Annotated in this window: 25 protein-coding genes and 1 pseudogene; 20 read left to right on the top strand and 6 right to left on the bottom strand. The window is 64.4% G+C overall.

Translation table 11 applies throughout. The features are described from left to right. Positions 1-475 (bottom strand): annotated as a pseudogene (locus tag JSE7799_RS08220) (hypothetical protein); the annotation flags it as partial. Positions 476-517: 42 nt separating this feature from the next. Beyond that, positions 518-640, bottom strand: a complete 123-nt coding sequence (locus JSE7799_RS22010; RefSeq protein ID WP_275934892.1) for a hypothetical protein — start codon at positions 638-640, stop codon at positions 518-520. Between the two features lie 499 nt (positions 641-1139). Here JSE7799_RS22010 and mtgA point away from each other — a divergent pair, with 499 nt between their 5' ends. The 5 genes from mtgA (at position 1140) to JSE7799_RS08245 (ending at position 4970) form a co-directional block, all read left to right on the top strand. Further along, positions 1140-1808: a monofunctional biosynthetic peptidoglycan transglycosylase gene (mtgA, locus tag JSE7799_RS08225; protein WP_144431618.1), complete on the top strand. Its 669-nt coding sequence runs from the start codon at positions 1140-1142 to the stop codon at positions 1806-1808. A 32-nt stretch (positions 1809-1840) separates the two neighbouring features. Beyond that, on the top strand, positions 1841-2506 hold the full coding sequence (gene fzlA, locus JSE7799_RS08230; RefSeq protein WP_055663181.1) for an FtsZ-binding protein FzlA: 666 nt from the start codon (positions 1841-1843) through the stop codon (positions 2504-2506). Between the two features lie 2 nt (positions 2507-2508). Continuing rightward, on the top strand, positions 2509-3522 hold the full coding sequence (gene queG, locus JSE7799_RS08235; protein ID WP_083480384.1) for a tRNA epoxyqueuosine(34) reductase QueG: 1014 nt from the start codon (positions 2509-2511) through the stop codon (positions 3520-3522). Continuing rightward, on the top strand, positions 3519-4382 hold the full coding sequence (locus JSE7799_RS08240; RefSeq protein WP_055663183.1) for an SDR family oxidoreductase: 864 nt from the start codon (positions 3519-3521) through the stop codon (positions 4380-4382). The genes queG and JSE7799_RS08240 overlap by 4 nt, the downstream gene beginning before the upstream one ends. Positions 4383-4466: 84 nt before the next feature. Beyond that, the gene (locus JSE7799_RS08245) at positions 4467-4970 is read left to right on the top strand and encodes a L,D-transpeptidase family protein (RefSeq protein WP_055663184.1); all 504 of its coding nucleotides are present in this window, start codon (positions 4467-4469) and stop codon (positions 4968-4970) included. Positions 4971-5008: 38 nt separating this feature from the next. Here JSE7799_RS08245 and dalA read toward each other — a convergent pair whose 3' ends face one another. Further along, a complete protein-coding gene (dalA, locus tag JSE7799_RS08250) occupies positions 5009-5524 on the bottom strand; it encodes a divisome-associated lipoprotein DalA (RefSeq protein WP_055663185.1) in 516 nt (171 codons plus the stop codon). Positions 5525-5741: 217 nt separating this feature from the next. On the opposite strand from dalA, the gene JSE7799_RS08255 reads away from it, so the two are divergent. Continuing rightward, positions 5742-6320, top strand: a complete 579-nt coding sequence (locus tag JSE7799_RS08255) for a L,D-transpeptidase (RefSeq protein ID WP_055663186.1) — start codon at positions 5742-5744, stop codon at positions 6318-6320. A gap of 150 nt (positions 6321-6470) precedes the next feature. Beyond that, positions 6471-6659 (top strand): hypothetical protein, encoded by a 189-nt coding sequence (locus tag JSE7799_RS08260; protein WP_055663187.1) that lies wholly within the window; start codon positions 6471-6473, stop codon positions 6657-6659. A gap of 164 nt (positions 6660-6823) precedes the next feature. Here the strand turns inward: JSE7799_RS08260 and JSE7799_RS08265 are convergent, their stop codons facing one another. Together JSE7799_RS08265 and rnhB are read right to left on the bottom strand one after the other, a co-directional pair. Further along, positions 6824-7936, bottom strand: a complete 1113-nt coding sequence (locus tag JSE7799_RS08265) for a site-specific DNA-methyltransferase (protein WP_055663188.1) — start codon at positions 7934-7936, stop codon at positions 6824-6826. 115 nt (positions 7937-8051) lie between these two features. Next, complete coding sequence (rnhB, locus tag JSE7799_RS08270; RefSeq protein WP_370736648.1) at positions 8052-8681, bottom strand: ribonuclease HII; 630 nt, start codon at positions 8679-8681, stop codon at positions 8052-8054. 427 nt (positions 8682-9108) lie between these two features. Here rnhB and JSE7799_RS08275 point away from each other — a divergent pair, with 427 nt between their 5' ends. From JSE7799_RS08275 to JSE7799_RS08295, 5 genes are all read left to right on the top strand, one after another. After that, positions 9109-9387 (top strand): hypothetical protein, encoded by a 279-nt coding sequence (locus tag JSE7799_RS08275; protein ID WP_055663189.1) that lies wholly within the window; start codon positions 9109-9111, stop codon positions 9385-9387. Continuing rightward, positions 9335-10060, top strand: coding sequence for a winged helix-turn-helix domain-containing protein (locus JSE7799_RS08280; RefSeq protein WP_055663190.1), 726 nt, complete (start codon positions 9335-9337; stop codon positions 10058-10060). The genes JSE7799_RS08275 and JSE7799_RS08280 overlap by 53 nt, the downstream gene beginning before the upstream one ends. 5 nt (positions 10061-10065) lie before the next feature. After that, positions 10066-10401: a hypothetical protein gene (locus JSE7799_RS08285; RefSeq protein WP_055663191.1), complete on the top strand. Its 336-nt coding sequence runs from the start codon at positions 10066-10068 to the stop codon at positions 10399-10401. 84 nt (positions 10402-10485) lie between these two features. Then, entirely contained in the window at positions 10486-10860 is a 375-nt protein-coding gene (gene pcaC, locus JSE7799_RS08290; protein WP_055663192.1) for a 4-carboxymuconolactone decarboxylase, read from the top strand. Further along, positions 10857-11747, top strand: coding sequence for a sugar kinase (locus tag JSE7799_RS08295; RefSeq protein WP_083480377.1), 891 nt, complete (start codon positions 10857-10859; stop codon positions 11745-11747). The genes pcaC and JSE7799_RS08295 overlap by 4 nt, the downstream gene beginning before the upstream one ends. A 2-nt stretch (positions 11748-11749) precedes the next feature. On the opposite strand, the gene JSE7799_RS08300 is transcribed toward JSE7799_RS08295, so the two are convergent. After that, complete coding sequence (locus JSE7799_RS08300; RefSeq protein ID WP_055663193.1) at positions 11750-12520, bottom strand: DeoR/GlpR family DNA-binding transcription regulator; 771 nt, start codon at positions 12518-12520, stop codon at positions 11750-11752. A gap of 149 nt (positions 12521-12669) precedes the next feature. Here JSE7799_RS08300 and glpD point away from each other — a divergent pair, with 149 nt between their 5' ends. The 8 genes from glpD to JSE7799_RS08340 all read left to right on the top strand — a co-directional run bounded on the left by glpD (position 12670) and on the right by JSE7799_RS08340 (position 21470). Next, positions 12670-14280, top strand: coding sequence for a glycerol-3-phosphate dehydrogenase (glpD, locus tag JSE7799_RS08305; RefSeq protein WP_055663194.1), 1611 nt, complete (start codon positions 12670-12672; stop codon positions 14278-14280). Next, a complete protein-coding gene (locus JSE7799_RS08310; protein ID WP_055663195.1) occupies positions 14277-15353 on the top strand; it encodes an ABC transporter ATP-binding protein in 1077 nt (358 codons plus the stop codon). The genes glpD and JSE7799_RS08310 overlap by 4 nt, the downstream gene beginning before the upstream one ends. After that, a complete protein-coding gene (locus JSE7799_RS08315) occupies positions 15353-16435 on the top strand; it encodes an ABC transporter ATP-binding protein (protein ID WP_055663196.1) in 1083 nt (360 codons plus the stop codon). Before JSE7799_RS08310 ends, JSE7799_RS08315 begins: the two co-directional genes overlap by 1 nt. Further along, entirely contained in the window at positions 16432-17301 is an 870-nt protein-coding gene (locus JSE7799_RS08320) for a carbohydrate ABC transporter permease (RefSeq protein WP_055663197.1), read from the top strand. The genes JSE7799_RS08315 and JSE7799_RS08320 overlap by 4 nt, the downstream gene beginning before the upstream one ends. Continuing rightward, a complete protein-coding gene (locus JSE7799_RS08325) occupies positions 17298-18188 on the top strand; it encodes a carbohydrate ABC transporter permease (RefSeq protein ID WP_083480378.1) in 891 nt (296 codons plus the stop codon). The genes JSE7799_RS08320 and JSE7799_RS08325 overlap by 4 nt, the downstream gene beginning before the upstream one ends. A gap of 36 nt (positions 18189-18224) precedes the next feature. Further along, the gene (locus tag JSE7799_RS08330) at positions 18225-18500 is read left to right on the top strand and encodes a DUF2160 domain-containing protein (protein WP_055663198.1); all 276 of its coding nucleotides are present in this window, start codon (positions 18225-18227) and stop codon (positions 18498-18500) included. A 69-nt stretch (positions 18501-18569) separates the two neighbouring features. Continuing rightward, positions 18570-20291, top strand: coding sequence for an ABC transporter substrate-binding protein (locus tag JSE7799_RS08335; protein ID WP_186201881.1), 1722 nt, complete (start codon positions 18570-18572; stop codon positions 20289-20291). A gap of 66 nt (positions 20292-20357) precedes the next feature. Beyond that, complete coding sequence (locus tag JSE7799_RS08340; RefSeq protein WP_055663199.1) at positions 20358-21470, top strand: iron-containing alcohol dehydrogenase; 1113 nt, start codon at positions 20358-20360, stop codon at positions 21468-21470. The last annotated feature ends 8 nt before the right edge of the window (positions 21471-21478 follow it).

The raw sequence follows: 21478 nt of genomic DNA on the forward strand, positions 1-21478 counted from the left end.
CCTTTTCCTTGCGCGCCAGTTCCCGTTCCAGCTGCTGCACCCGCTTGTTGGCGTCCCGTGTTTCCCGCGCGATCTGGCGGGACGCCGCTCGTTCCCAGTCGTCGGCCCGCGCGCAGGCCTCCCGCCAGACAGTCAGCTGATCGGGGTAGATGCCGCGGCGCCGACAATATTCGCCAAGCTCCACTGCATTCAGTGACGCCGTCTCGATCACCGCAGCGAGCTTGTCCGCTGAGGTCCAGCCCTCCGGACCTGCCTTGGCGTCGGGTAGAAACTGCCCCTTCGCCCGCGCCTCAGCCCGCCACTTCGCAAGCGTCGCCACGCTGATCCCTTCCTCCTTCGCCCGCGCCTCAGCCCGCCACTTCGCAAGCGTCGCCACGCTGATCCCTTCCTCCTTGGCCAGCCGGCCCAAGGGCATGTTGTTCGGCGGCAGCATCTTCCCGATCACCGCAGCCTTCCGTTCAGGTGAGTAAGCCATTTCGTCGTCCTGTCCCGCCCGCCTCAGAATACACTTTCTGCATCAGAGCAGGCGACAACTTCCCTGACAGAGGGGGGCCAGGACCGGAGCAGGCTCCGTGCTCGCCTGGATCGCCGCCCGCACCTTCGGCGTGGTCGTGGCCTGCTTGTGAAGATGTATCAGCATGGTCGTGCCCCGTCTCGAAGGTCCCTCAGAACCGATCTTGCCATGAAGAGCGCGGATCGTCGCGGGGAAAGGTGATCATCCGGGACGGAACACTTATGGACACGGCGTTTTGTCAACACAGCCTAGACATCGCCATGATTTAGGGTGAGGCGGCTTCTACCCGCCTCGCCGACCTTGCCCATACAAGATGCGGTCGGTGGTGCTATTATTCGCACAAGATGACGATTCGGCAACGCGGGTGTCGGGGCTAAAAGTGCAAGAAATATCTTGACCGGACAATGACGGAAAAGTCCTTCTTGAAATCTTTTGCAATTAACTTCTTAAGTAGTATTTTTCTGTGAACCCAGAAATGACCCCCAGTTTTTACCGTAAGAACGCCAGAAATTCCAAGGCGCATATCGAACTTCCCGCCGAATTACCTTCTTGAGACTCCGTGACGAAAACAACGAAACCCCCGAAGCCTCGGAGCCGCATAACGGCCGAGCCACAAAAGGACAGCGTGGCTCGGCGCGCGCTGCGATGGATCCTGCGTGGCTTGCTGGCCTTGACCGCCCTCGCCGTGCTCTGGGTTCTCTCCTATCGCTGGATCGACCCGCCGACGACGCCATACATCCTGTCGGAATCCGCGCGATTAGACGGGGTGGAGCGCGTATGGGTCGACCTGGAGGATTTGGATCCGGTGGTCGCCCGGTCGGTTGTGGCCGCCGAGGATGCCAATTTCTGCCGTCACTGGGGCTTCGACGTCGACGCCATCCGAAATGCGATCGAGGCAGGCGGAAATCGCGGTGCTTCGACGATCAGCCAGCAGGTCGTCAAGAACGCGTTTCTCTGGCACGGCCGATCCTGGCCGCGCAAGGCGCTGGAGACGGCACTCACGCCGGTCATGGAGGCCCTGTGGCCGAAGCGGCGAATCGTGGAGGTCTATCTCAACGTGGCGGAGTTCGATACGGGCGTCTTCGGCATCCAAGCCGCGGCACGACACTATTTCGGGCGCGATGCGGCGGAATTAACGGAACGGCAGGCGGCGATCCTGGCGACGATCCTGCCCGCTCCGAAGGACCGCGACGCAAGCCGGCCGTCGGACTTCATAAATCGGCGTGCGCAATCCATTGCCGCAGGTGCCGCGACCATCCGCGCTGACGGCCGGGCAGCCTGTTTCGAGGATTGAATCCCGACGGTGATCGGGGCATCTGATTTGCCATGATCCAGCTTTATCACTTCGCCCTGTCGCCATTCTGCCGGAAGGTCCGTCTCGTGCTGGCCGAGAAGAAGCTTGAGGTGGAACTGATCGAGGAGCGCTACTGGGAGGCGTCGTCGGAGTTCCTGCGCCGCAATGCGGCCGGCAAGGTGCCGGTATTGCGCATCGACGGCGAGACATTTTCGGATTCGAACGCGATCTGCGAATATCTCGAGGAGACGATCCCGGAGCCTGCGCTGATGCCCAAGGACCCGAAGCGGCGGGCCGAAGTGCGGCGCCTGGTGGCGTGGTTCGACGACAAGTTTCATCACGAGGTAACGTCGAAGCTCGTCTACGAGCGGGTCAACAAGAAGCTGACACGGCAGGGATATCCCGATGGCACCAACGTCAAGAACGGTGTGAAGGCGATCAAGTTTCACCTCGACTACATGGGTTGGCTTCTGGACCGGAACCGCTGGATCGCCGGGCCGGACCTGACCATCGCGGATTTTGCCGCAGCGGCGCATCTGTCGTGCCTCGATTATTCGTCGGACGTGGACTGGAACCGCAACGAGGGCGTGCGTGACTGGTATTCCAAGATCAAGTCGCGTCCGGCCTTCCGTTCGATCCTGGCGGACGTGGTGCCCGGGTTCCGGCCCGCGCGGCACTACGCCGATCTGGACTTTTGACGATCCGGGCCCGGCTCGACGCCGAGGCGCGGGAGGCGGGGTTCGTGTCGGTTGGCGTGTGCCGACCCGACGCGATTCCGGATGCGGGCGTGCGGCTTCGCCAGTATCTCGCCGATGGCAATCATGGCGGAATGTCTTGGATGGGCGAACGGGTGGCTTGGCGCGGCGACCCGTCGGCGCTGTGGCCAGAGGCGCGGTCGGTGGTGATGCTGGCACATTCCTATGCGCCCGAGCACAATCCGATGACCGATCTCTCGCGCCCGGATCGCGGTACGGTGAGCGCCTATGCACAAGGGCGCGACTATCATGAGATCGTCAAGAAGGCGTTGAAGCGCGTGGCCCGCTGGATGGTCGCCGAGGCGGATTGCGAGGTGAAGGTCTTCGTCGACACCGCCCCGGTGATGGAGAAACCGCTCGCGCAGGCCGCCGGGATCGGCTGGCAGGGCAAGCACACCAATCTGCTGAGCCGGGAATTCGGGAACTGGGTGTTCCTTGGGGCAATCTTCACGACGCTCGAACTGGCGCCGGACGCGGCGGAGGGCGAACATTGCGGCTCCTGCACGCGCTGTCTCGACATCTGTCCGACCGATGCGTTCCCCGCACCCTTTCAGCTCAATGCACGCCGCTGCATCTCCTACCTGACGATCGAGCATCACGGGCCGGTGGACGAAAGCCTGCGCCCGCATCTCGGCAACCGGATCTATGGCTGCGACGATTGCCTCGCCGTCTGCCCGTGGAACAAGTTCGCCGTCGCCGCCTCGGATCTGCGGTATCGCGGGCCGCATCGGGCTCCTGACCTGGCCGATCTGGCGGGGCTGGACGATGCCGGGTTTCGGGCGCGATTTTCCGGTAGCCCGATCAAGCGCATCGGACGGAACCGTATGACGCGCAACGTCTGCTACGCGATCGGCAATTCCGGCGAAAAGCGGCTTGGACCCGTGGCGCAGAGGCTGTGTGACGATGCCGACCCTGTGGTGGCCGATGCGGCCCGCTGGGCCGTGGACCGGTTGTCATGAGCGTGATGCTGAGCTTCGGGCATGGCTACTGCGCCCGTGCGCTTACGCCGGTACTGCTGGCGCGCAGCTGGGAGGTGATCGGCACGACCCGCTCGGAGGAAAAGGCGAAGGCCCTTGAGGATGAAGGCGTGACGCCGGCGATCTTCGGCACCGACCTGTCGGCCGCGATCGCGCGGGCCACCCATGTGCTGATCTCCGCGGGACCGGGCGAGGACGGCGATCCGGTTCTGAATGCCTATGGTGAGATGCTGGAACGGCATCTCGGGGCCAAGGACTGGGTCGGTTATCTGTCGACAACTGGGGTCTACGGCGATCACGAGGGACGCTGGGTCGATGAGGACACCCCGCTCACCCCATCGACACAACGCGGCCGCCTTCGGGTGAAGGCCGAGGCGGCATGGCGGGATCTGGCGGCGCGGACCAGCGCACCGCTGCATATCTTCCGGCTGGCCGGCATCTATGGGCCGGGACGTGGTCCCTTCGCCAAGGTTCGTGCCGGAACGGCGCGGCGAATCGTGAAGCCGGGACAGGTCTTCAGCCGAATTCATGTCGATGACATCGCGCAGGTTCTCGCCGCCTCGATCGACCGGCCCGATCGGGGACGGATCTACAACCTTTGCGATGACGACCCCGCTCCGCCGCAGGACGTTATCGCCCATGCGGCGAAGTTGCTGGGCCTGCCCCTGCCTCCGCAGGTCACGTTCGATGAGGCGGAGATGAGCCCGATGGCGCGCAGCTTCTACGCCGAATCGAAACGCGTGCGGAACGACCGCATCAAGCAGGAGCTGGGCGTGCGGCTGCGCTATCCGGACTATCGCACCGGGCTGTCGGATCTGTTGCGGCGCGAGCGCGGTGGCTGATTTCGCGTATCGTTCACGTTTTCTCAACCCATCTGGTGCGCTATGCAGGTTGCGAGGACAGTGCAACGCAGAGTGCATACAGGTATGGAACGCTACACACGCAGGGGCGCGATCGCCCTTGGTGCATCCGCACTGCTTGCGGGATGTGCCCAAGGAAAGTTCATTTCCTATGACGGCCCGGAAATCTCCCGCGTCGTCGTCCGCAAAAGCACGCGGCAAATGTATTTGATCAACGGGCAGACGGCTTTGCGCGTTCTGCCGGTTCAGTTTGGCTTCACCTCCACGGGGCCCAAACAATTCGAGGGTGACGGCCGGACGCCTGAGGGACGCTACTGCATCGACCGGCGCAATCCGAACTCCGCGTTCTATCTGTCGGTGGGCATCGACTACCCGAACGATCAGGATCGGGCTTTCGCGGCCGCGCACGGGCGCTCGCCGGGCGGAGACATCTTCATCCACGGATGGGGCAAGCAAAAACGCGACGCGCGCAAGGACTGGACGGCTGGCTGTGTCGCCGTGACCAATGACGAGATGCGTGAGGTCTATGCGATGGTGCGGAACGGGACGCAGATCGACATCTACGCTTGATTCGAGACGGGGGCAGCATCGCCCCCGTCGTCGCCGGATCAGGTGCCGACGTTGAGCGTGTACCAGATCTTGCCGTTGTTTTCCTGATAGAATCCGAAGCCCATCCGACGTCCCGCCGGATCGAGCAGGACACGCCGCGGACCGGGTTCCTGCAACCAGGCCGCCACGGTTTCGAGCTCGGTCTCATACGTTTCGGAGATGGTCTCGCCCAGAAGCCGCCCGTCGAAGCCGGCCCGTTGCGCCCGGTCAATCGGCGACGATCCGTCGGATCCGAAATGCCAGGGCCGGTTCTGAAGCGACATGTCGCGGGAGTGCGTTTCGGCCGCGGCCGCCAAGCTTGCATCGAATTGCAAGGGTGCCACGCCCGCACCTTCGCGCAGCGCATTCACCGCATCGAGCACCCGAAACGGAAGCTGCCGCGCCTCGGCCCCCGAGATACGGTAAACCTGCGGCAGCGGCCGACCATCCGGTCCGAGTGTCGGCGGAGCAGGCGGGGCACAAGCCGCCACCGCGGCAGTCGATCCGAGAAGGATCAGGGCGGTTCTACGGTTCATCAAAATCCCCAAGCCACGTCATCAATTACATGCGTCCGGCTGGGATTATACCGGAGCAGACGCCGAGGCAAATGTCGGCTTAACCACAAAGAGCGCGAAACTTTGCCGATTGTCACGGGTTCCATTCCCACAGTGACACAATCTTCCCGCCCCTGCGCAGATGGCAAGCCATGCGCCACCGCTTCGGGGTTCGGAATCCAGATCAGGAGTCTTGCCCATGCGCCCTATCGACCGTCGCTCGTTCCTTGTCTCCGGCGCCGCCACCGCACTCGCCGGCCCCGCACTCGCCCAATCCCTGCCGGATACGGTCGTTGAGGAGGGCGAACTATCCGCCACCCGCCATAACACCGCCAGTTTCCGCGCGCAGGATTGGCGCCCCCATTTCAACAATCTCGCCAACGGCGCGATCCTTGTCGATATTTCAAGCCGGGCTCTGCACCATTGGACGGAGGACGGAAGATACTCCCTCTTCCCATCCTCGGTGCCGATGAGCGAGGAGATGACCCGGCGAGGACGCACACGCGTCGTCAAGAAGGTCGAGGGGCCGACCTGGCGGCCGACGCCGAACATGCGACGCCGCAATCCGGAATGGCCTGCGGTCGTGCCGCCCGGCCCCGAAAATCCACTCGGCACCCATGCGCTCTATCTCAGCTGGACCTATTACCGGATCCACGGGACCCACGACAAACGCAAGATCGGACGGCGGTCCTCCTCGGGCTGCATCGGGCTTTACAACGAACATATCGCCCGCCTCTTCGCGAATTCCCGCGTCGGCACTCAGGTGTTGCTTATTTGACGGCACCCGAACGCACACCGTCCTCCCCTCCCCGAGTCGTCGTTGCGCGAATTAATCATTTGCTGCTTAACGAGTCGCACGACGTACCGTCCCCGCTGCCAAGTGGCATGGCAGGCACGGACGTTCCGGTTGCTCATATTGGAGGACAACATGAAGAAAATTGCACTCGCCGCCGCGCTGTCGGTTGCCGCCACCACCGCCTTTGCCGGCAACATCGCGCCCGCTCCGGCCGAGCCCGAGCCTGTCGTGATCGTCGAGGACACGACGTCCTCGTCTGCTGGCGTCATCGTTCCGATCCTCGCCCTCATCCTGCTGGCCGCTGCCGCTACTGTCGACTGAACGGCTTTCGCAGCACGCGATCATGGGCGTCCCTCGGGGCGCCCTTTTTCGTATCGGACGTCCAGACCCGACAAAAAAACCCCCGAACCCGGACGAACCGGGAACGGGGGCAAAGTTGCACCCGCCGGACATTGGACAGCGGGCGCAGGCGGTAACTTTTTGCGTCAGTTGATCTGGCTGGTGGCCAGTTCCGCGCGGATCTGTTGGCGCAGGGTGTCGATCGAGACCGCCTTCCCCTCGCGCCGGTAATGCCAGTAGGTCCAGCCATTGCAGGAGGGGGCGCCCTCCATGGCCGCGCCGACCTGATGGATCGATCCCTTGAACCCGTCGCCGGCCAGCGTGCCGTCGGCCCGGATACGGGCGCTGTGGCGGCCATTGCCGGACAAAAGCTCCTCGCCCGGACGCAGCATGCCGCGTTCCACAAGTTGCCCGAACGCTACGCGCGGCTCGGCACGCTTGGAGGTGGTCACCTCCAGCGCCGCCGGATCGAGAGATCGGACCCGTGCGATCCGCTGCGCGGCCAGTTCGCGATACTCGGCCTCGCGCTCGATCCCGATGAAATTCCGGCCCAGCATCGTCGCGACCGCGCCGGTCGTGCCCGTACCGAAGAACGGATCGAGCACCACGTCGCCCGGATTGGTGGTCGCCACCAGAAGCCGGTGCAAGAGCGCCTCCGGCTTCTGCGTCGGATGTGCCTTCTCGCCCCGTTCGTTCTTGAGCCGCTCGTGACCCGTGCAGATCGGGAACGTCCAGTCGGAGCGCATCTGCACGCCTTCATTGGCGGCCTTCATCGCCTCGTAATTGAACGTGTAGCGCGAGGACTCGGACTTCGATGCCCAGATCATCGTCTCGTGCGCGTTGGTCAGCCGCTTGCCGCGGAAATTCGGCATCGGGTTCGTCTTGCGCCAGACCACATCGTTGAGCAGCCAGAATCCCTGATCCTGCAATGCGGCGCCGACGCGGAAGATGTTGTGATAGCTGCCGATCACCCAGATCGCGCCGTCCGGCTTCAACACGCGCCGCGCCGCCCGCATCCAGCGCCGCGTGAACGCATCGTAGGCCTTCAGGCTCTCGAACTGGTCCCAGTGGTCGTCGACGGCATCAACGCGGCTGTTATCCGGGCGGTGAAGGTTACCGCGAAGCTGTAGATTGTAGGGTGGATCCGCGAAGATAAGATCCACCGAGCATTCGGGAAGGGAGTCCATCGCATCCGCGCTGTCGCCGGGCATGATGGTATTGAGCGGAAGCGCAGGCGCTTCCGGGATGTTTCTTGCCATGTCTGTGCCTCAATCGACGCCCCGTTCGTGCGGAGTCGTCTTGTTGTTGTGAGGACAGATTGGCAGGGCCGTCAGAAAGGATCCACAGAAGGATTGCGGCGAGATTGGGGCAGCGTCACTGACACAACATCTTGCGTATCGGCGCGAATGACTGCCGATGATGTTGTGTCACACCGTGACATTTTAGTCCCTCACGGTGAGCTTTTGTACCGTATCCCATGTTCGTGTCCCAACCGTAGCCGGGATGCTGTTGCGCCAGCGCCATCATGCCACGATCCCGCCGTGTTTTCGCCAGAACCGAGGCCGCCGCGATCGACAGTGACCGCCTGTCGCCCCCAATGATGAGATTGTGCGGACAGTCGACCCAACCGGGCCGGTCATTGCCGTCGATCAACAGGTGATCCGGCGCCACCGGCAGCGCGGCAACGGCGCGCACCATGGCGAGATGGGTCGCGCGGCGGATGTTCAGCGCATCTATTTCCGCCACACTGGCCGCACCGAAGCCGACCTCGCAGCATTCCAGAAGCAGCGGCTCGAGCGCCGTGCGCCGTCGCGCGCTCAGCTTCTTGCTGTCATGAAGGCCCGGCGGCGGCGGCGCGATCAGGCGTGCCGCGCAGACCACGACCGGCCCGGCCCAAGGCCCACGCCCGACCTCGTCGAGACCGGCCACGACCCGTGCCCCGGAGGCGCGGGCGGCCGCCTCGAAGGCGAGGTCGGGCGACATGTGCGAGGGCAGGACCGGCATGAGCCGACCCTGCCCCCCTCCCGGCGGAGCGTCAACGCGCGGGCGTCGACACAGGGCGGTGCAGGGAGATCAGCCGTCGCAATACAAGCAGCGCGGCTCGTGAAGATTGCGGCAGCTCGACGGCGCAGGGGCATTGAGTGGCACTGCATCGCCACCCGATCCAGCCACACCCGGCCTCTGCAAAGGCGGTCTTTGCCTCCCACCCCGCCATCCGGTGCAAAATGGTCTGGCTTTATCGGGACAATCAGCATGAGAGGCGAAGGGACAGCGTGCGGTCTGGCGCTCATCTGGGGCCTTACGTAGTTCTATTCCGGCGACGTGGAGGCGGATGGCCCTGCCGCACAATGACCCGGAGAGGTCATGGAATAACCGCAGGCCTGTCCGCCTGTGTCATTGCCTGTCGGGCCCGAATCGGCGACGAAGGTGCATGATCCGCGCACTCCCCCTCTTCCTCATGCTTGCCCTTGCCGCGCCCGCGCAGGCGGCCTGCTACGCCGATTACAAGGCCAAGCGGGACGATCCGCTCCGGCTGCATTACGGTGTGATCGAGCTGTCCGAGAATGACTGCGACCTTCAGGCCGCGGCCACCGCACTCCGTCAACGGCTGGGCGATGGCTGGCAATTGCTGGACGTCGAATCGGTCTTCGGCGAAGATGGACTGGACCAAAGGAGAGACGGCGCCGGTGAATACTTCCTCCGTTATTGAAACGCGCGCGGCCTCGGCCCGTGTGGTCGTATTCGGCATCGCGGCCATCGTTGTTATCTTGGCAGCGGCGGCGCTCTTCCTGTTCGCGACCCTGCCCGACGGCAACGCCTTCAACGCCCGCGTGGAGCGGCTGTTCGTTGAGCAGGACCTGACCGGGCGCGCCGAGATCGGCCTGCTGGAGATCCTCGCGCAATCGGGCACGGCCTTTTCGGACGTTCTGGCCAGCTACCGAACCATCATCTTCGTGTTGCTGGTCTTCGCCACGGCGCTTCTGATCGCCTGCATGGTGCTCCTGGTGGCCATCGTGACGCTCAACCGCCGCATGGGAGAGATCGAGCGGTCGGGCATCCAGGTGACGTCGCTGATCCTGGCGCGCGCCGAGAACCTCGTGATGCTCAACGACATCGAACTCAAGCTGACCGACGCTGCGATGGAGACGCTGTCGGTGCTGGCCGAGGCCCGCCTCGACGGCGACACGCTGACCGGCGCACAGATTGAGGCGATGATCTCCGGCAAGTCCGAGGCCGATTGCGAGGAGGCCGCGGGGGCGACGCGGATCAAGCGCCTGCGCGACGCGCTTGGGAACCAGATCGTGACGCATCTCCTGATCCGCAACATCACGCGACAGGGCTACGTCCTCGCCCTCGACCCCAAGGTCATTCGGATGGTCTGAGGCCTGTGGCGAAGGATTACCCCGAAACGCCCGACGGCCGCTATTTCGTCTCCAAGGGCCGATTGTGGCGCAAGACCGATCCGAGCCTTCCGGACAGCGACCGCCGTGCCGCCATCAAGTCGCTGATGCAGGCCCGACGCGCCGTACGCGACGCCAGCACCGAGAGCGAGGAACGCGCCGGCCGGGATGCGGTGCAGGAGGCCAAGGAACACCTCGGCGAGCGGGGCCCGGTCTGGTGGACGGACGATGCTCCGGATCTGACCAGGCATGCGCCGTGGAACACCGTCTATGCCGATTGGTGGAATGACCTGCCGGAGACAACACGCACAAAGGGACTTTGAGGGCCGCGTGCGCGTCGGCACGGTTGCGCCGGAGCAACAGATCGGAGAGGACATCGCGACCCTTATCCACTTGGAGGCAAGCCGTTGAGCGGACGTCACGAAACGGGAATGCGCATCCGGCGCGAGGTGCTGGGCGACGAACATGTCGACCGGGCCGAGGCATCGAAGTCGGATTTCGACGCGCCGTTCCAGGATTTGATCACCGAGGGCGCCTGGGGCACGATCTGGGCCGATGACACGATTTCCCGTCGCGACCGATCGCTCCTGACGCTCGCGCTGCTGGCAGCGACGGGCAACACGGCCGAAATCCCCATGCATATTCGCGCCTGCGCGCGGACGGGCGCGACCCGTGCCGAGGTGATGCAAGCCTTCCTCCACGTCGCGATCTATGCCGGCGTGCCGCGCGCCAACCGCGCCATCGCCATCGCACGAGACGTATTCGCAGAGGACGACGCGTGAAGCGGATCGTCTTCGTCGGCGAATGCATGGTCGAGATGGCGCCGGCAGATGGCGGGTTGTACCGCATGGGCTTTGCCGGGGACACGTTCAACATGGCGTGGTATCTGGCGCGGCTCAGACCGGATTGGCGGGTCGACTACCTGACCGATGTGGGATCCGATGCGGTGTCGGACGACATGATTGCCGCGATCGCGGCCGCCAGGATCGGGACGGAGCACATCCGCCGCCACGACGATGCGACGGTCGGCTTGTATCTCACATCGCTGCATGAGGGAGAACGCAGCTTCGCCTATTGGCGCGGGCAATCCGCGGCGCGCCGCCTTGCCGATGACGAGACCCGGCTTGCGGCGGCGATGGCGCGGGCCGAAGCAGTAGTTCTGTCCGGCATCACATTGGCGATCCAACCGTCTGAGGGCCGAAACTGGCTGATCTCGGCTCTCTCGCGGGCGCGGCAGGACGGCGCAAAGGTCTGTCTCGACCCGAATCTTCGGCCGGCGCTGTGGGCCGACGCCGCCGAGATGCGGGCGGCACTCATGGCGGCGGCGGCGGTGTCGGACGTCGTCTGGCCGTCTTTCTCGGACGAGGCGGCGGCGTTCGGCGACGCGGACCCGGCCGCGACGCTGGAACGCTACCGCAAGGCCGGTGCGCGGGAAGTGATCGTCAAGAACGGTGGGGAGCCTGTGCTGTTCCACGACGGCACGACCACGGGCTCCGTAACTCCGGTGCCCGTCGCCAAAATGGTCGACAGCACGGCGGCGGGGGATGCCTTCAATGCCGGCTGGTTGGCCGCGCGGCTGGCGCGGAAATCCTGCGAAGCGGCCGCCACGCAGGGCTGCGCGCTTTCGGCAAAGGTAATTGCGGGACGCGGCGCGCTTGTCCCGGTGTGAGGTCACGCCTCCGCGCAGGCGACCTTCACGCGGGTGCCCCATTCGGCGCAGCGGAGCGCCAGCGCAGGCGGCAGGTCGCGATCGGTAAAAACCTCGTCCACGTCCGCAAGCGATGCGATTCGCGCCGGCGCCGTGCGGCTGAGCTTCATATGGTCGGCCAACAACATGGTCCGGCGGGCGCGAGCCAGAATCGCCTGACTGACGCCAACCTCCTGGACGTCGTAGTCGAGGATTTCCCCATCGGCATCGAGCGCGGAACAGCCGATCACGGCCACGTCGAACTTGAAGCGCCCCACGGCCTCGCGCGCAAGCGTGCCGACCAGCCCGCCATCGGCATGCCGCAACCGACCGCCGGTCACGATCACGTCGCAATCGCTCTTGTGCGCCAGAATGGCGGCCACGTTCATGTTGTTAGTCACCACCATCAGGTTGCGGTGGTGGATGAGCGCGGCGGCAACCGCCTCGGTCGAGGTGCCGATATTGAGGAAAACGGCACAATCCTCAGGTATGCGCGCCGCGCAGGCGCGGGCCATCGCGGCCTTCCCCTCGGCGTTGAGGCGGCGGCGTTCTTCATAGGCGATGTTGCTTGTGCCCGAAGGTAGCACCGCGCCGCCGTGAACACGTTCCAGCCGCCCAGCCTCGGCCAGATCGGCGAGATCGCGGCGGATGGTCTGCAGCGTCACGCCGAAATGCGCAGCCAGACCATCGACGCTGACCTTCCCGTCACGCCGGGCGATATCAAGGATTTCTGGGTGACGGATGGTCTGTGACATCGAATTCTCCGGACCGCAGAGAAGCGGTTTCGAACGGGTCGGTCAAGGAAAAGCACGCCAAAGCGAAAAAAAACGAAAATGATCTTGTTCTTTTGCGCGACATGTCGCTAGGGTGAGTGTGAGGCAAAGCATGATCTGGGAGGGTTCGCGTGGCTGCCAAAGGGGAGATCCGTGACCTGCTCGTGATCGGCGGGGGCATTAACGGCTGCGGGATCGCGCGAGATGCGGCGGGCCGCGGCCTTTCGGTCACGCTGGCTGAAATGAACGACCTTGCTTCGGCGACGTCTTCGGCCTCGACCAAGCTGTTTCATGGCGGACTGCGCTACCTTGAATATTTCGAGTTCCGCCTCGTTCGCGAAAGCCTGATCGAGCGCGAGACGCTGCTGCGCGCCATGCCCCATATCTCGTGGCCGATGCGGTTCGTGCTGCCCTATCACCGCGAAATGCGGTTCGAGGGCGAAACGCCGACCTCGAAGCTGCTGGGCGTGACGATGCCTTGGATGAAGGGGCGCCGCCCCGCTTGGCTGATCCGCCTCGGGCTGGCGATGTACGACAATCTCGGAGGTCGCAAGATCCTCCCCGGAACTGAAACGGTTCAATTGCAAGGCACGCCCGAGGGTAAGCCGCTGCAGGACCGCTTCGAGCGCGCGTTCGAATACTCCGATTGCTGGGTCGAGGATGCGCGTCTGGTGGTTCTGAATGCCCGCGACGCCGAGGCGCGCGGCGCGACGATCCTGACCCGCACCAAGGTCGTGTCCGCCGAACAGGTGGACGGCCATTGGCGCGCAAAGCTGGAGGATGTCGAGACCGGCGCCGTCAGCGAGGTGCGCGCGCGGATGATCGTGAATGCCGGAGGCCCTTGGGTGGGCGATATCCTGCGAAACACGGTGCGCTCCAATAGCCGCGATGGCGTACGCTTGGTGCGCGGGTCGCACATCGTCACGAAGCGGCTCTTCGACCACGACAAGTGCTACTTCTTCCAAGGGACGGATGGGCGGATCATGTTCGCCATTCCCTACGAGACCGATTTCACCCTGATCGGCACGACAGATCAGGAACACGACGATCCCTCCGCCGCCCCCGTCTGCACGCCCGAAGAGCAACGTTACATGGTGGAATTCGTCAACGCCTACCTGAAGGACCCGATCTCCACCGACGATATCGTCTGGACCTATTCGGGTGTCCGACCGCTCTACGATGACGGCGCGTCCTCGGCGACGGCGGCGACGCGGGACTACGTGCTGAAGATCGAGCGCGACACGGGTGCCCCGGTGCTCAACGTGTTCGGGGGCAAGATCACCACCTATCGGCGGCTGGCCGAACACGCTCTGGAGAAGATTTCCTCCGTGCTCGACAATGTCGGCGGGGCCTGGACCGCGGGCGTGGCGATGCCCGGCGGGGATTTTCCGGTCGACGGCGTGAACGATCTCGTGGCGGAGCTACGGCGGAATCATCCGTTCCTCACCGATCGGTGGGCATTGCGGCTCGTGCGGGCCTACGGAACCGAGGCACGGGAGGTTCTGCACGGCGCGAAGACAGCCGAGGATCTGGGCCAAGATTTCGGCGCGACCTTGACGGCGCGCGAAGTAAACTGGCTGATGGACGCGGAATACGCGTTCACGGCCAACGACGTCTTGTGGCGCAGGTCGAAGTTGGGGCTGCGCCTCGATGCGGAGGCGGCCGCGGCACTCGACACCTACATGGCCGAGCGCCGGGAAACCTTGGGCGGACGCGGCGAAATGATCGGGGGGATCGCATGACATTGGCGCTCGAAGGTGTGACGCAGATCGTGGGGGGGAAAACGCATATCCACCCGACGGATCTGACGCTGGAAAAAGGGACGATGAACGTCCTGCTGGGGCCGACGCTGGCGGGAAAGACATCGCTGATGCGCCTCATGGCGGGCCTTGACAAGCCGACGCACGGGCGGGTTCTGTGGCAGGGCGAGGACGTCACGCATATGCGGGTTCAGGACCGGCGCGTGGCGATGGTCTACCAGCAATTCATCAACTACCCGTCGATGAGCGTCTATGACAACATAGCTTCGCCGATGAAGCTGCTGGGCCTCGATCGTGCCGCGATCGACCGGCGGGTGCGCGAGACGGCGGAGTTGATGCGCCTGACGCCGATGCTCGACAGAAAGCCGCTGGAACTGTCGGGCGGGCAGCAGCAGCGCTGCGCTCTCGCCCGCGCGCTCGTCAAGGATGCGGGGCTCGTTCTGCTCGACGAACCGCTCGCAAATCTGGATTACAAGCTGCGCGAGGAATTGCGCGCCGAAATCCCGCGCATCTTCGCCGATTCCGGCGCGATCTTCGTCTACGCCACGACCGAGCCGGAGGAGGCGCTGCTGCTCGGCGGCAATTGCGCCACGCTCTGGGAGGGCCGGGTGACGCAGTTCGGTCCCACGGCCGAAGTTTATCGTCGTCCGGCCAATGCCGTGACCGCGCGGGTCTTCTCGGATCCGCCGATGAACTTCCTGTCGCTGACCAAGAAGAACGGCGAGATGCAGCATGCCGGCGGCGTGGCACGTGGCGTGGGCGAGGGCTTGCCCGACGGAACCTACCTTGCCGGCTTCCGGCCCAACCACCTCTCGCTGGAGCCGGCGGAGGGCGCCTTGTCCTTCGACACGACGCTCGGCGTGACCGAGATCACCGGGTCGGAGACCTTCGTCCACCTCTACCATGACGATTCGCAGTGGGTCGGCCTCGTCCACGGGATCCGGACCCTCGAACCCGGCGCGCCCTTGCGGGTTTATCTCGATCCGTCACGCGTCTACCTTTTCGCGCAGGACGGTACGCTTGCCGCGCCGGCCAGCTATGCGGAGGCCGCGTAATGGCACAGATTACTTTGGACGACCTGGCGCATTCTTATCACCCCAACCCTTCGGGTCCGGACGATTTCGCGCTCAAGCAGCTCGACATGACTTGGCGCGACGGCGAGGCCTACGCCCTGCTCGGCGCGTCGGGATGCGGAAAATCGACCCTGCTCAACATCATTTCCGGCCTCCTCCATCCAAGTCAGGGCCGCATCCTGTTCGGTGAGCGCGACGTCACGAATGCTCCGACCGCCGATCGCAACATCGCGCAGGTGTTCCAGTTCCCCGTCGTCTACGACACGATGAGCGTGCGCGAGAATCTCGCCTTTCCGCTCAAGAACCGCGGCATGGCGGGCCAGGAAATCGCCGAGCGCGTCCAGAAGGTCGCCGCGATGATCGACATGGAGGCCGTGCTCGACCGCAAGGCCCGCGGCCTGACCGCGGATGCCAAGCAGAAGATCAGTCTCGGCCGCGGCATGGTGCGCGAGGACGTCAACGCGCTCTTGTTCGACGAGCCGCTGACGGTGATCGACCCGCATATGAAATGGGAATTGCGGACGCAGCTCAAGAAGCTGCACCGTGATTTCGGCCACACGATGATCTACGTCACCCACGACCAGACCGAAGCGTTGACCTTCGCCGACAAGGTGGTCGTGATGCATGATGGCCGCGTGGTGCAGACCGGCACGCCGCAGGACCTGTTCGAGAAGCCCGCGCATACCTTCGTGGGATATTTCATCGGCTCGCCGGGGATGAACCTGTTCGATGCCGACATCAACGGGCGGACGGCCCGGATCGGCGACGCGACCCTCGACCTTGGTCGGCCTTACGCGGCCTCGGGGCGCATGCAAGTCGGCGTCAGGCCGGAATTCGTGCGCGTCGGCACCGGCGGCGATGGCCTGCCCGCCCGCATCCGGCGAGTCGAGGATGTCGGCCGCCACAAGATCGTGCGCCTCGACGTGATGGGGGTCGAGACGGCCGCCATTGTGGGTGAGGATGCGACGATTCCAACCGATATCGACCGCGTGTCCTTCGTGCCCGAGGGCATCAACGTCTATGCAGACGCCTGGCGCGTTGCGCCGCAGGGAGAAACGCCATGAAGACAGTCAATGAGAAGGCCTGGTTCCTGGTGCTGCCGGTGCTGCTGCTGGTGGCGTTCTCGGCGGTGATCCCGCTGATGACGGTGGTGAATTACTCCGTTCAGGACAGTTTCGGCAACAATCAGTTCTTCTGGGCCGGACTTCTGTGGTTCGAGGAGATGCTTGCGAGCGACCGGATGTGGAACGCGCTCGGGCGGCAGCTCGTGTTCTCGGCGATCATCCTCGCGATCGAGATCCCGCTGGGCATCCTCGTCGCGCTCAACATGCCCCAGAAAGGGTTCTGGTCGTCCTTCTGTCTTGTGGCGATGTCGCTGCCGCTGCTGATCCCGTGGAACGTGGTCGGCACGATCTGGCAGATCTTCGGCCGCGTGGATATCGGCCTGCTGGGCTACACGCTCGACGCGCTCGGCCTCGACTACAACTACACACAAGACAGCTTGGACGCCTGGATTACCGTCGTCGTCATGGATGTCTGGCACTGGACCTCGCTGGTCGCGCTTCTGGCCTATGCCGGCCTGCGCTCGATCCCCGACGCCTATTATCAGGCCGCCAAGATCGACCAGGCAAGCCGCTGGGCCGTGTTCCGCTACATCGAGCTGCCGAAGATGGCCGGCGTGTTGATGATCGCGATCCTGCTGCGCTTCATGGACAGCTTCATGATCTATACGGAGCCTTTCGTCCTCACCGGCGGCGGTCCCGGCAACGCGACCACGTTCCTGTCCATCGACCTCGTGAAGATGGCACTCGGACAATTCGACCTGGGTCCGGCAGCGGCGTTCTCGCTGATGTACTTCCTCGTCATCCTGCTGATCTCGTGGGTTTTCTACACCATCATGACCAATCTCGATGCAAGGGACGCGAAATGACCGATACCGTCTCCGCCCCCGGCGCCGGCACAATTCCCGGCGACGTGGCCCCGGCCAAACCCCAGGCGAAGTCGCGCAAGCGCTTCCGGCCGAACGGTTCGGCGATCGTCATGACGATCTACCTGCTGTTCCTGCTCGTGCCGATCTACTGGCTCTTGAACATGAGCCTGAAGACGAACACGGAGATCCTGGGGACCTTCTCGCTCTGGCCGCGCAACCTGACGCTGGCGAATTACGAGACGATCCTGACCGATCCGGCTTGGTATACGGGCTACATCAACTCGATCACCTACGTGACGATGAACGTGGTGATCACCCTCGCAGTGGCGCTTCCGGCGGCTTATGCCTTCTCGCGCTACACCTTCACGGGTGACAAGCACCTGTTCTTTTGGCTGCTGACCAACCGCATGGCCCCGCCGGCCGTGTTTGCCCTGCCCTTCTTCCAACTCTATTCCTCCGTCGGGCTGTTCGACACGCATATCGCCGTGGCGCTGGCGCATTGCCTATTCAACGTGCCGCTGGCCGTGTGGATCCTCGAAGGGTTCATGCGCGGTGTCCCGAAGGAGATCGACGAGACGGCCTATATCGATGGCTACTCGTTCTCCCGCTTCTTCATCCGCATCTTCATGCCGCTCATCGCTTCGGGCATCGGCGTGGCGGCGTTCTTCGCGTTCATGTTCTCCTGGGTGGAGCTTTTGCTGTCGCGCACCCTGACGAGCGTCGACGCCAAGCCGATCGCGGCCACCATGACGCGGACCGTGGGGGCGTCGGGTATCGACTGGGGCGTGCTGGCTGCGGCCGGGGTGTTGACCATCGTGCCTGGCGCGCTCGTGATCTGGTTCGTGCGAAACTACATCGCGAAGGGCTTCGCCCTGGGGAGGGTCTGATGCGAAACATGTCTGGTGAGATCAAGGAGGCGTCCCATGCTTGACTGGATGGCTTGGACATGGCCGACGGCGACGTTCTTCGGGACCATCGCGGTGTTGCTGATCCTCTTCACGATCCTTGCGAGGAGGTATCCCGAAACGCCCCGCGCCGGCGTTCTGCGGATCGAGACGACGCGCGGCGACCGGCTCTTCATCACGCTGCTCGGATCGGCCTTCATCAACCTGATCTGGCTTGGTCTGGGGCTCGAGCCCCAATACTGGGCCCTTGTGGTATGCCTCGTCTATGCCGCCGCGGTGTTCCGCTGGGTCTAGGCGACACACGATCCCGCCATGGAAACAGGTGGGCAACGACCAAACGTTCAACCTTAGGGAGGTATACGAATGAATGTATCTATAAGAACGACAACCGCCATGGGAGTGGCCCTCAGCCTTCTCGCCATGCCGGCCTTCGCGGACATGGAGGCCGCGATGCAGTTCCTCGACGAGGAGATCGACGGCGTGTCGACCCTCACCCGCGAGGAGCAGGAAGCCGAGATGCAGTGGTTCATCGACGCTGCCGAGCCCTTGCAGGGCATGGATATCAACGTCGTCTCCGAGACGATCACGACGCATGAGTACGAGGCGCAGGTTCTTGCTCCGGCCTTTACCGCGATCACGGGCATCAACGTCACGCACGATCTGATCGGCGAGGGCGACGTGGTCGAGCGGCTCCAGACGCAGATGCAGTCGGGCGAGAACATCTACGACGCCTATGTCAACGACAGCGACCTGATCGGCACGCACTGGCGCTACGGTCAGGCCCGCAGCCTCACCGACTGGATGGCCAACGAAGGCGCCGACGTCACGTCGCCGACGCTCGACCTCGAAGATTTCATCGGGCTCGAATTCACCACCGCCCCCGACGGCAACCTCTACCAGCTGCCCGACCAGCAATTCGCGAACCTCTACTGGTTCCGCTATGACTGGTTCAACGACGAGAAGAACAAGGCCGATTTCGAGGAAGAATACGGCTACGAACTCGGCGTTCCGGTGAACTGGGCGGCCTATGAGGACATCGCGGAGTTCTTCACCGGCCGCGACCTGAGCCATATGGGCATCGACGACGAAATCTATGGCAACATGGATTATGGCAAGAAGGACCCGAGCCTCGGCTGGCGCTATACCGACGCATGGATGTCCATGGCCGGCATGGGCGACACGGGCGAGCCGAACGGCCTGCCGGTTGACGAATGGGGCATCCGGGTGAACGAGGAATCCCGTCCTGTCGGCGCCTGCGTCGATCGCGGCGGCGCGACCAACTCGCCGGCGGCCGTCTATGCCGTCGACAAGGCGATCGAGTGGCTCGAGAAGTACTCCCCCCCGGCCGCGGCGGGCATGACCTTTTCCGAGGCCGGCCCCGTCCCGTCGCAGGGCAACATTGCGCAGCAGATGTTCATGTACACGACCTTCGTTCCGCCGCTCGTGGCGTCCGAGGCCGTGATGAACGAGGACGGCACGCCCAAGTGGCGCCTCGCCCCCTCGCCGCACGGCGTCTACTGGGAAGAGGGCATGAAGGTCGGCTATCAGGACGTGGGTTCCTGGACGATCCTCGATTCCACGCCCATCGACCGTGCCAAGGCCGCATGGCTCTACGCGCAGTTCGTCACCTCCAAGACGGTGGATGTGAAGAAGTCCGATGTGGGTCTGACCTTCATCCGGGAATCGACGATTAACTCCGACCACTTCACCGACCGCGCGCCGCGCCTCGGCGGTCTGGTCGAGTTTTATCGCTCGCCTGCACGGGTCCAGTGGTCGCCCACGGGCACGAACGTGCCGGACTACCCGCGTCTTGCGCAGCTGTGGTGGCAGAACATCGGCGACGCAATGTCGGGGGCCAAGACCACCCAGGCCTCGCTCGATCAGCTTTGCGCCGACATGGAAGACGTGATGGCGCGCCTCGAGCGGGCCGGCGTCCAGGGCGATCTGGGTCCGGTCCTCAACGAGGAGCGTGATCCGGAATACTGGCTGAGCCAGGAAGGCGCGCCGAAGCCCGAGATCGAGAACGAGGAAGAAGAGCCCCAGACGGTCAGCTACGACGAGCTGGTCCAGTCCTGGGAGCAGTAATCCGACCATAGGCGGGGGCCCTTCGGGGCCTCCGTCATTTCTCGCCCGAACCCGCGAGGCGATCCCATGACAATTTCCCTGCAACTGCCCGACCGCATCCTGTTTGGACGTGGCGCGCTCGATGAGGCGGCCGACCTTCTGGCCGATCTCGGAACGCGCTTCCTTCTCGTCCATGCGCCTTCTGCCGATGCCGAGCGTGTCGCCGCGCCGCTGCGCAATGCCGGCCGCACGGTCGAGACGATTTCCACCCGCGGCGAACCTGCGCTTTCCGATCTTCTGAAGTTTCTGGAACACGGGCGCACAGTCGCGCCCGACGCCGTAATCGCTTTGGGCGGCGGATCCGTCCTCGACACCGGCAAGGCCCTAGCCGCCCTGTTGCCCGCGTCCGGCGACCCGGTCCGCCACCTCGAGGTGGTCGGCGACGGCCTGCCCCTCGACAGGCCCCCCCTGCCCTTCGCCGCGATCCCGACCACCGCCGGCACCGGAAGCGAGGCGACCCGCAATGCCGTGATCGGCCTGCCGGAAGCAGGACGAAAAGTCTCGCTGCGCGACGCCCGCATGATGGCGCGCCTCGCGATCGTCGATCCGGCATTGACCGAATCCGTCCCGCCCGCGCTGCGGCTCGCCTCCGGGCTCGACGCCGTGGTACAGGTGATCGAGCCCTACCTGTCGAACCGCGCGAACTCGTTCACCGATGCGCTCTGCCGCGATGCAATCCCGCGCGGACTGCACGCCCTGCGCGCGGTGATGGGGGCCCCGGACGCCACCGCATGGCACGAGATGGCATTCGTCTCGCTGACCGGCGGGATCGCGCTGAACAATGCCGGTCTCGGGGCCGTGCACGGCTTGGCCGGCGTCATCGGCGGGCGCACCGGCGCGGCGCATGGCGCGATCTGCGGCCGGCTCCTCGTTCCGGTGCTGCGGATGAACCTGCCCCGGATGGACGGGCCTCGACCGGACGAAATTCGGGCCTGGATCGACGCGGCCTACGGTGGGCTGGATGCGTTCGAAGCGTGGATCGACAGCCAAGACCTGCCGAAGCTCGACGCAATGGGCGTGACGTCGGCGGATCGCCCGGCCATTGCTGACGCGTCAGTCTCCTCGTCCTCGATGCGGGGCAATCCTGTCGCGCTTACCACCGACGAGCTGCAAGAGATCATGGCGCACGCCGCCGCGTGACGGCCAGC

The sequence above is a fragment of the Jannaschia seosinensis genome (genome assembly GCF_001408515.1).
Classification (GTDB): domain Bacteria; phylum Pseudomonadota; class Alphaproteobacteria; order Rhodobacterales; family Rhodobacteraceae; genus Jannaschia; species Jannaschia seosinensis.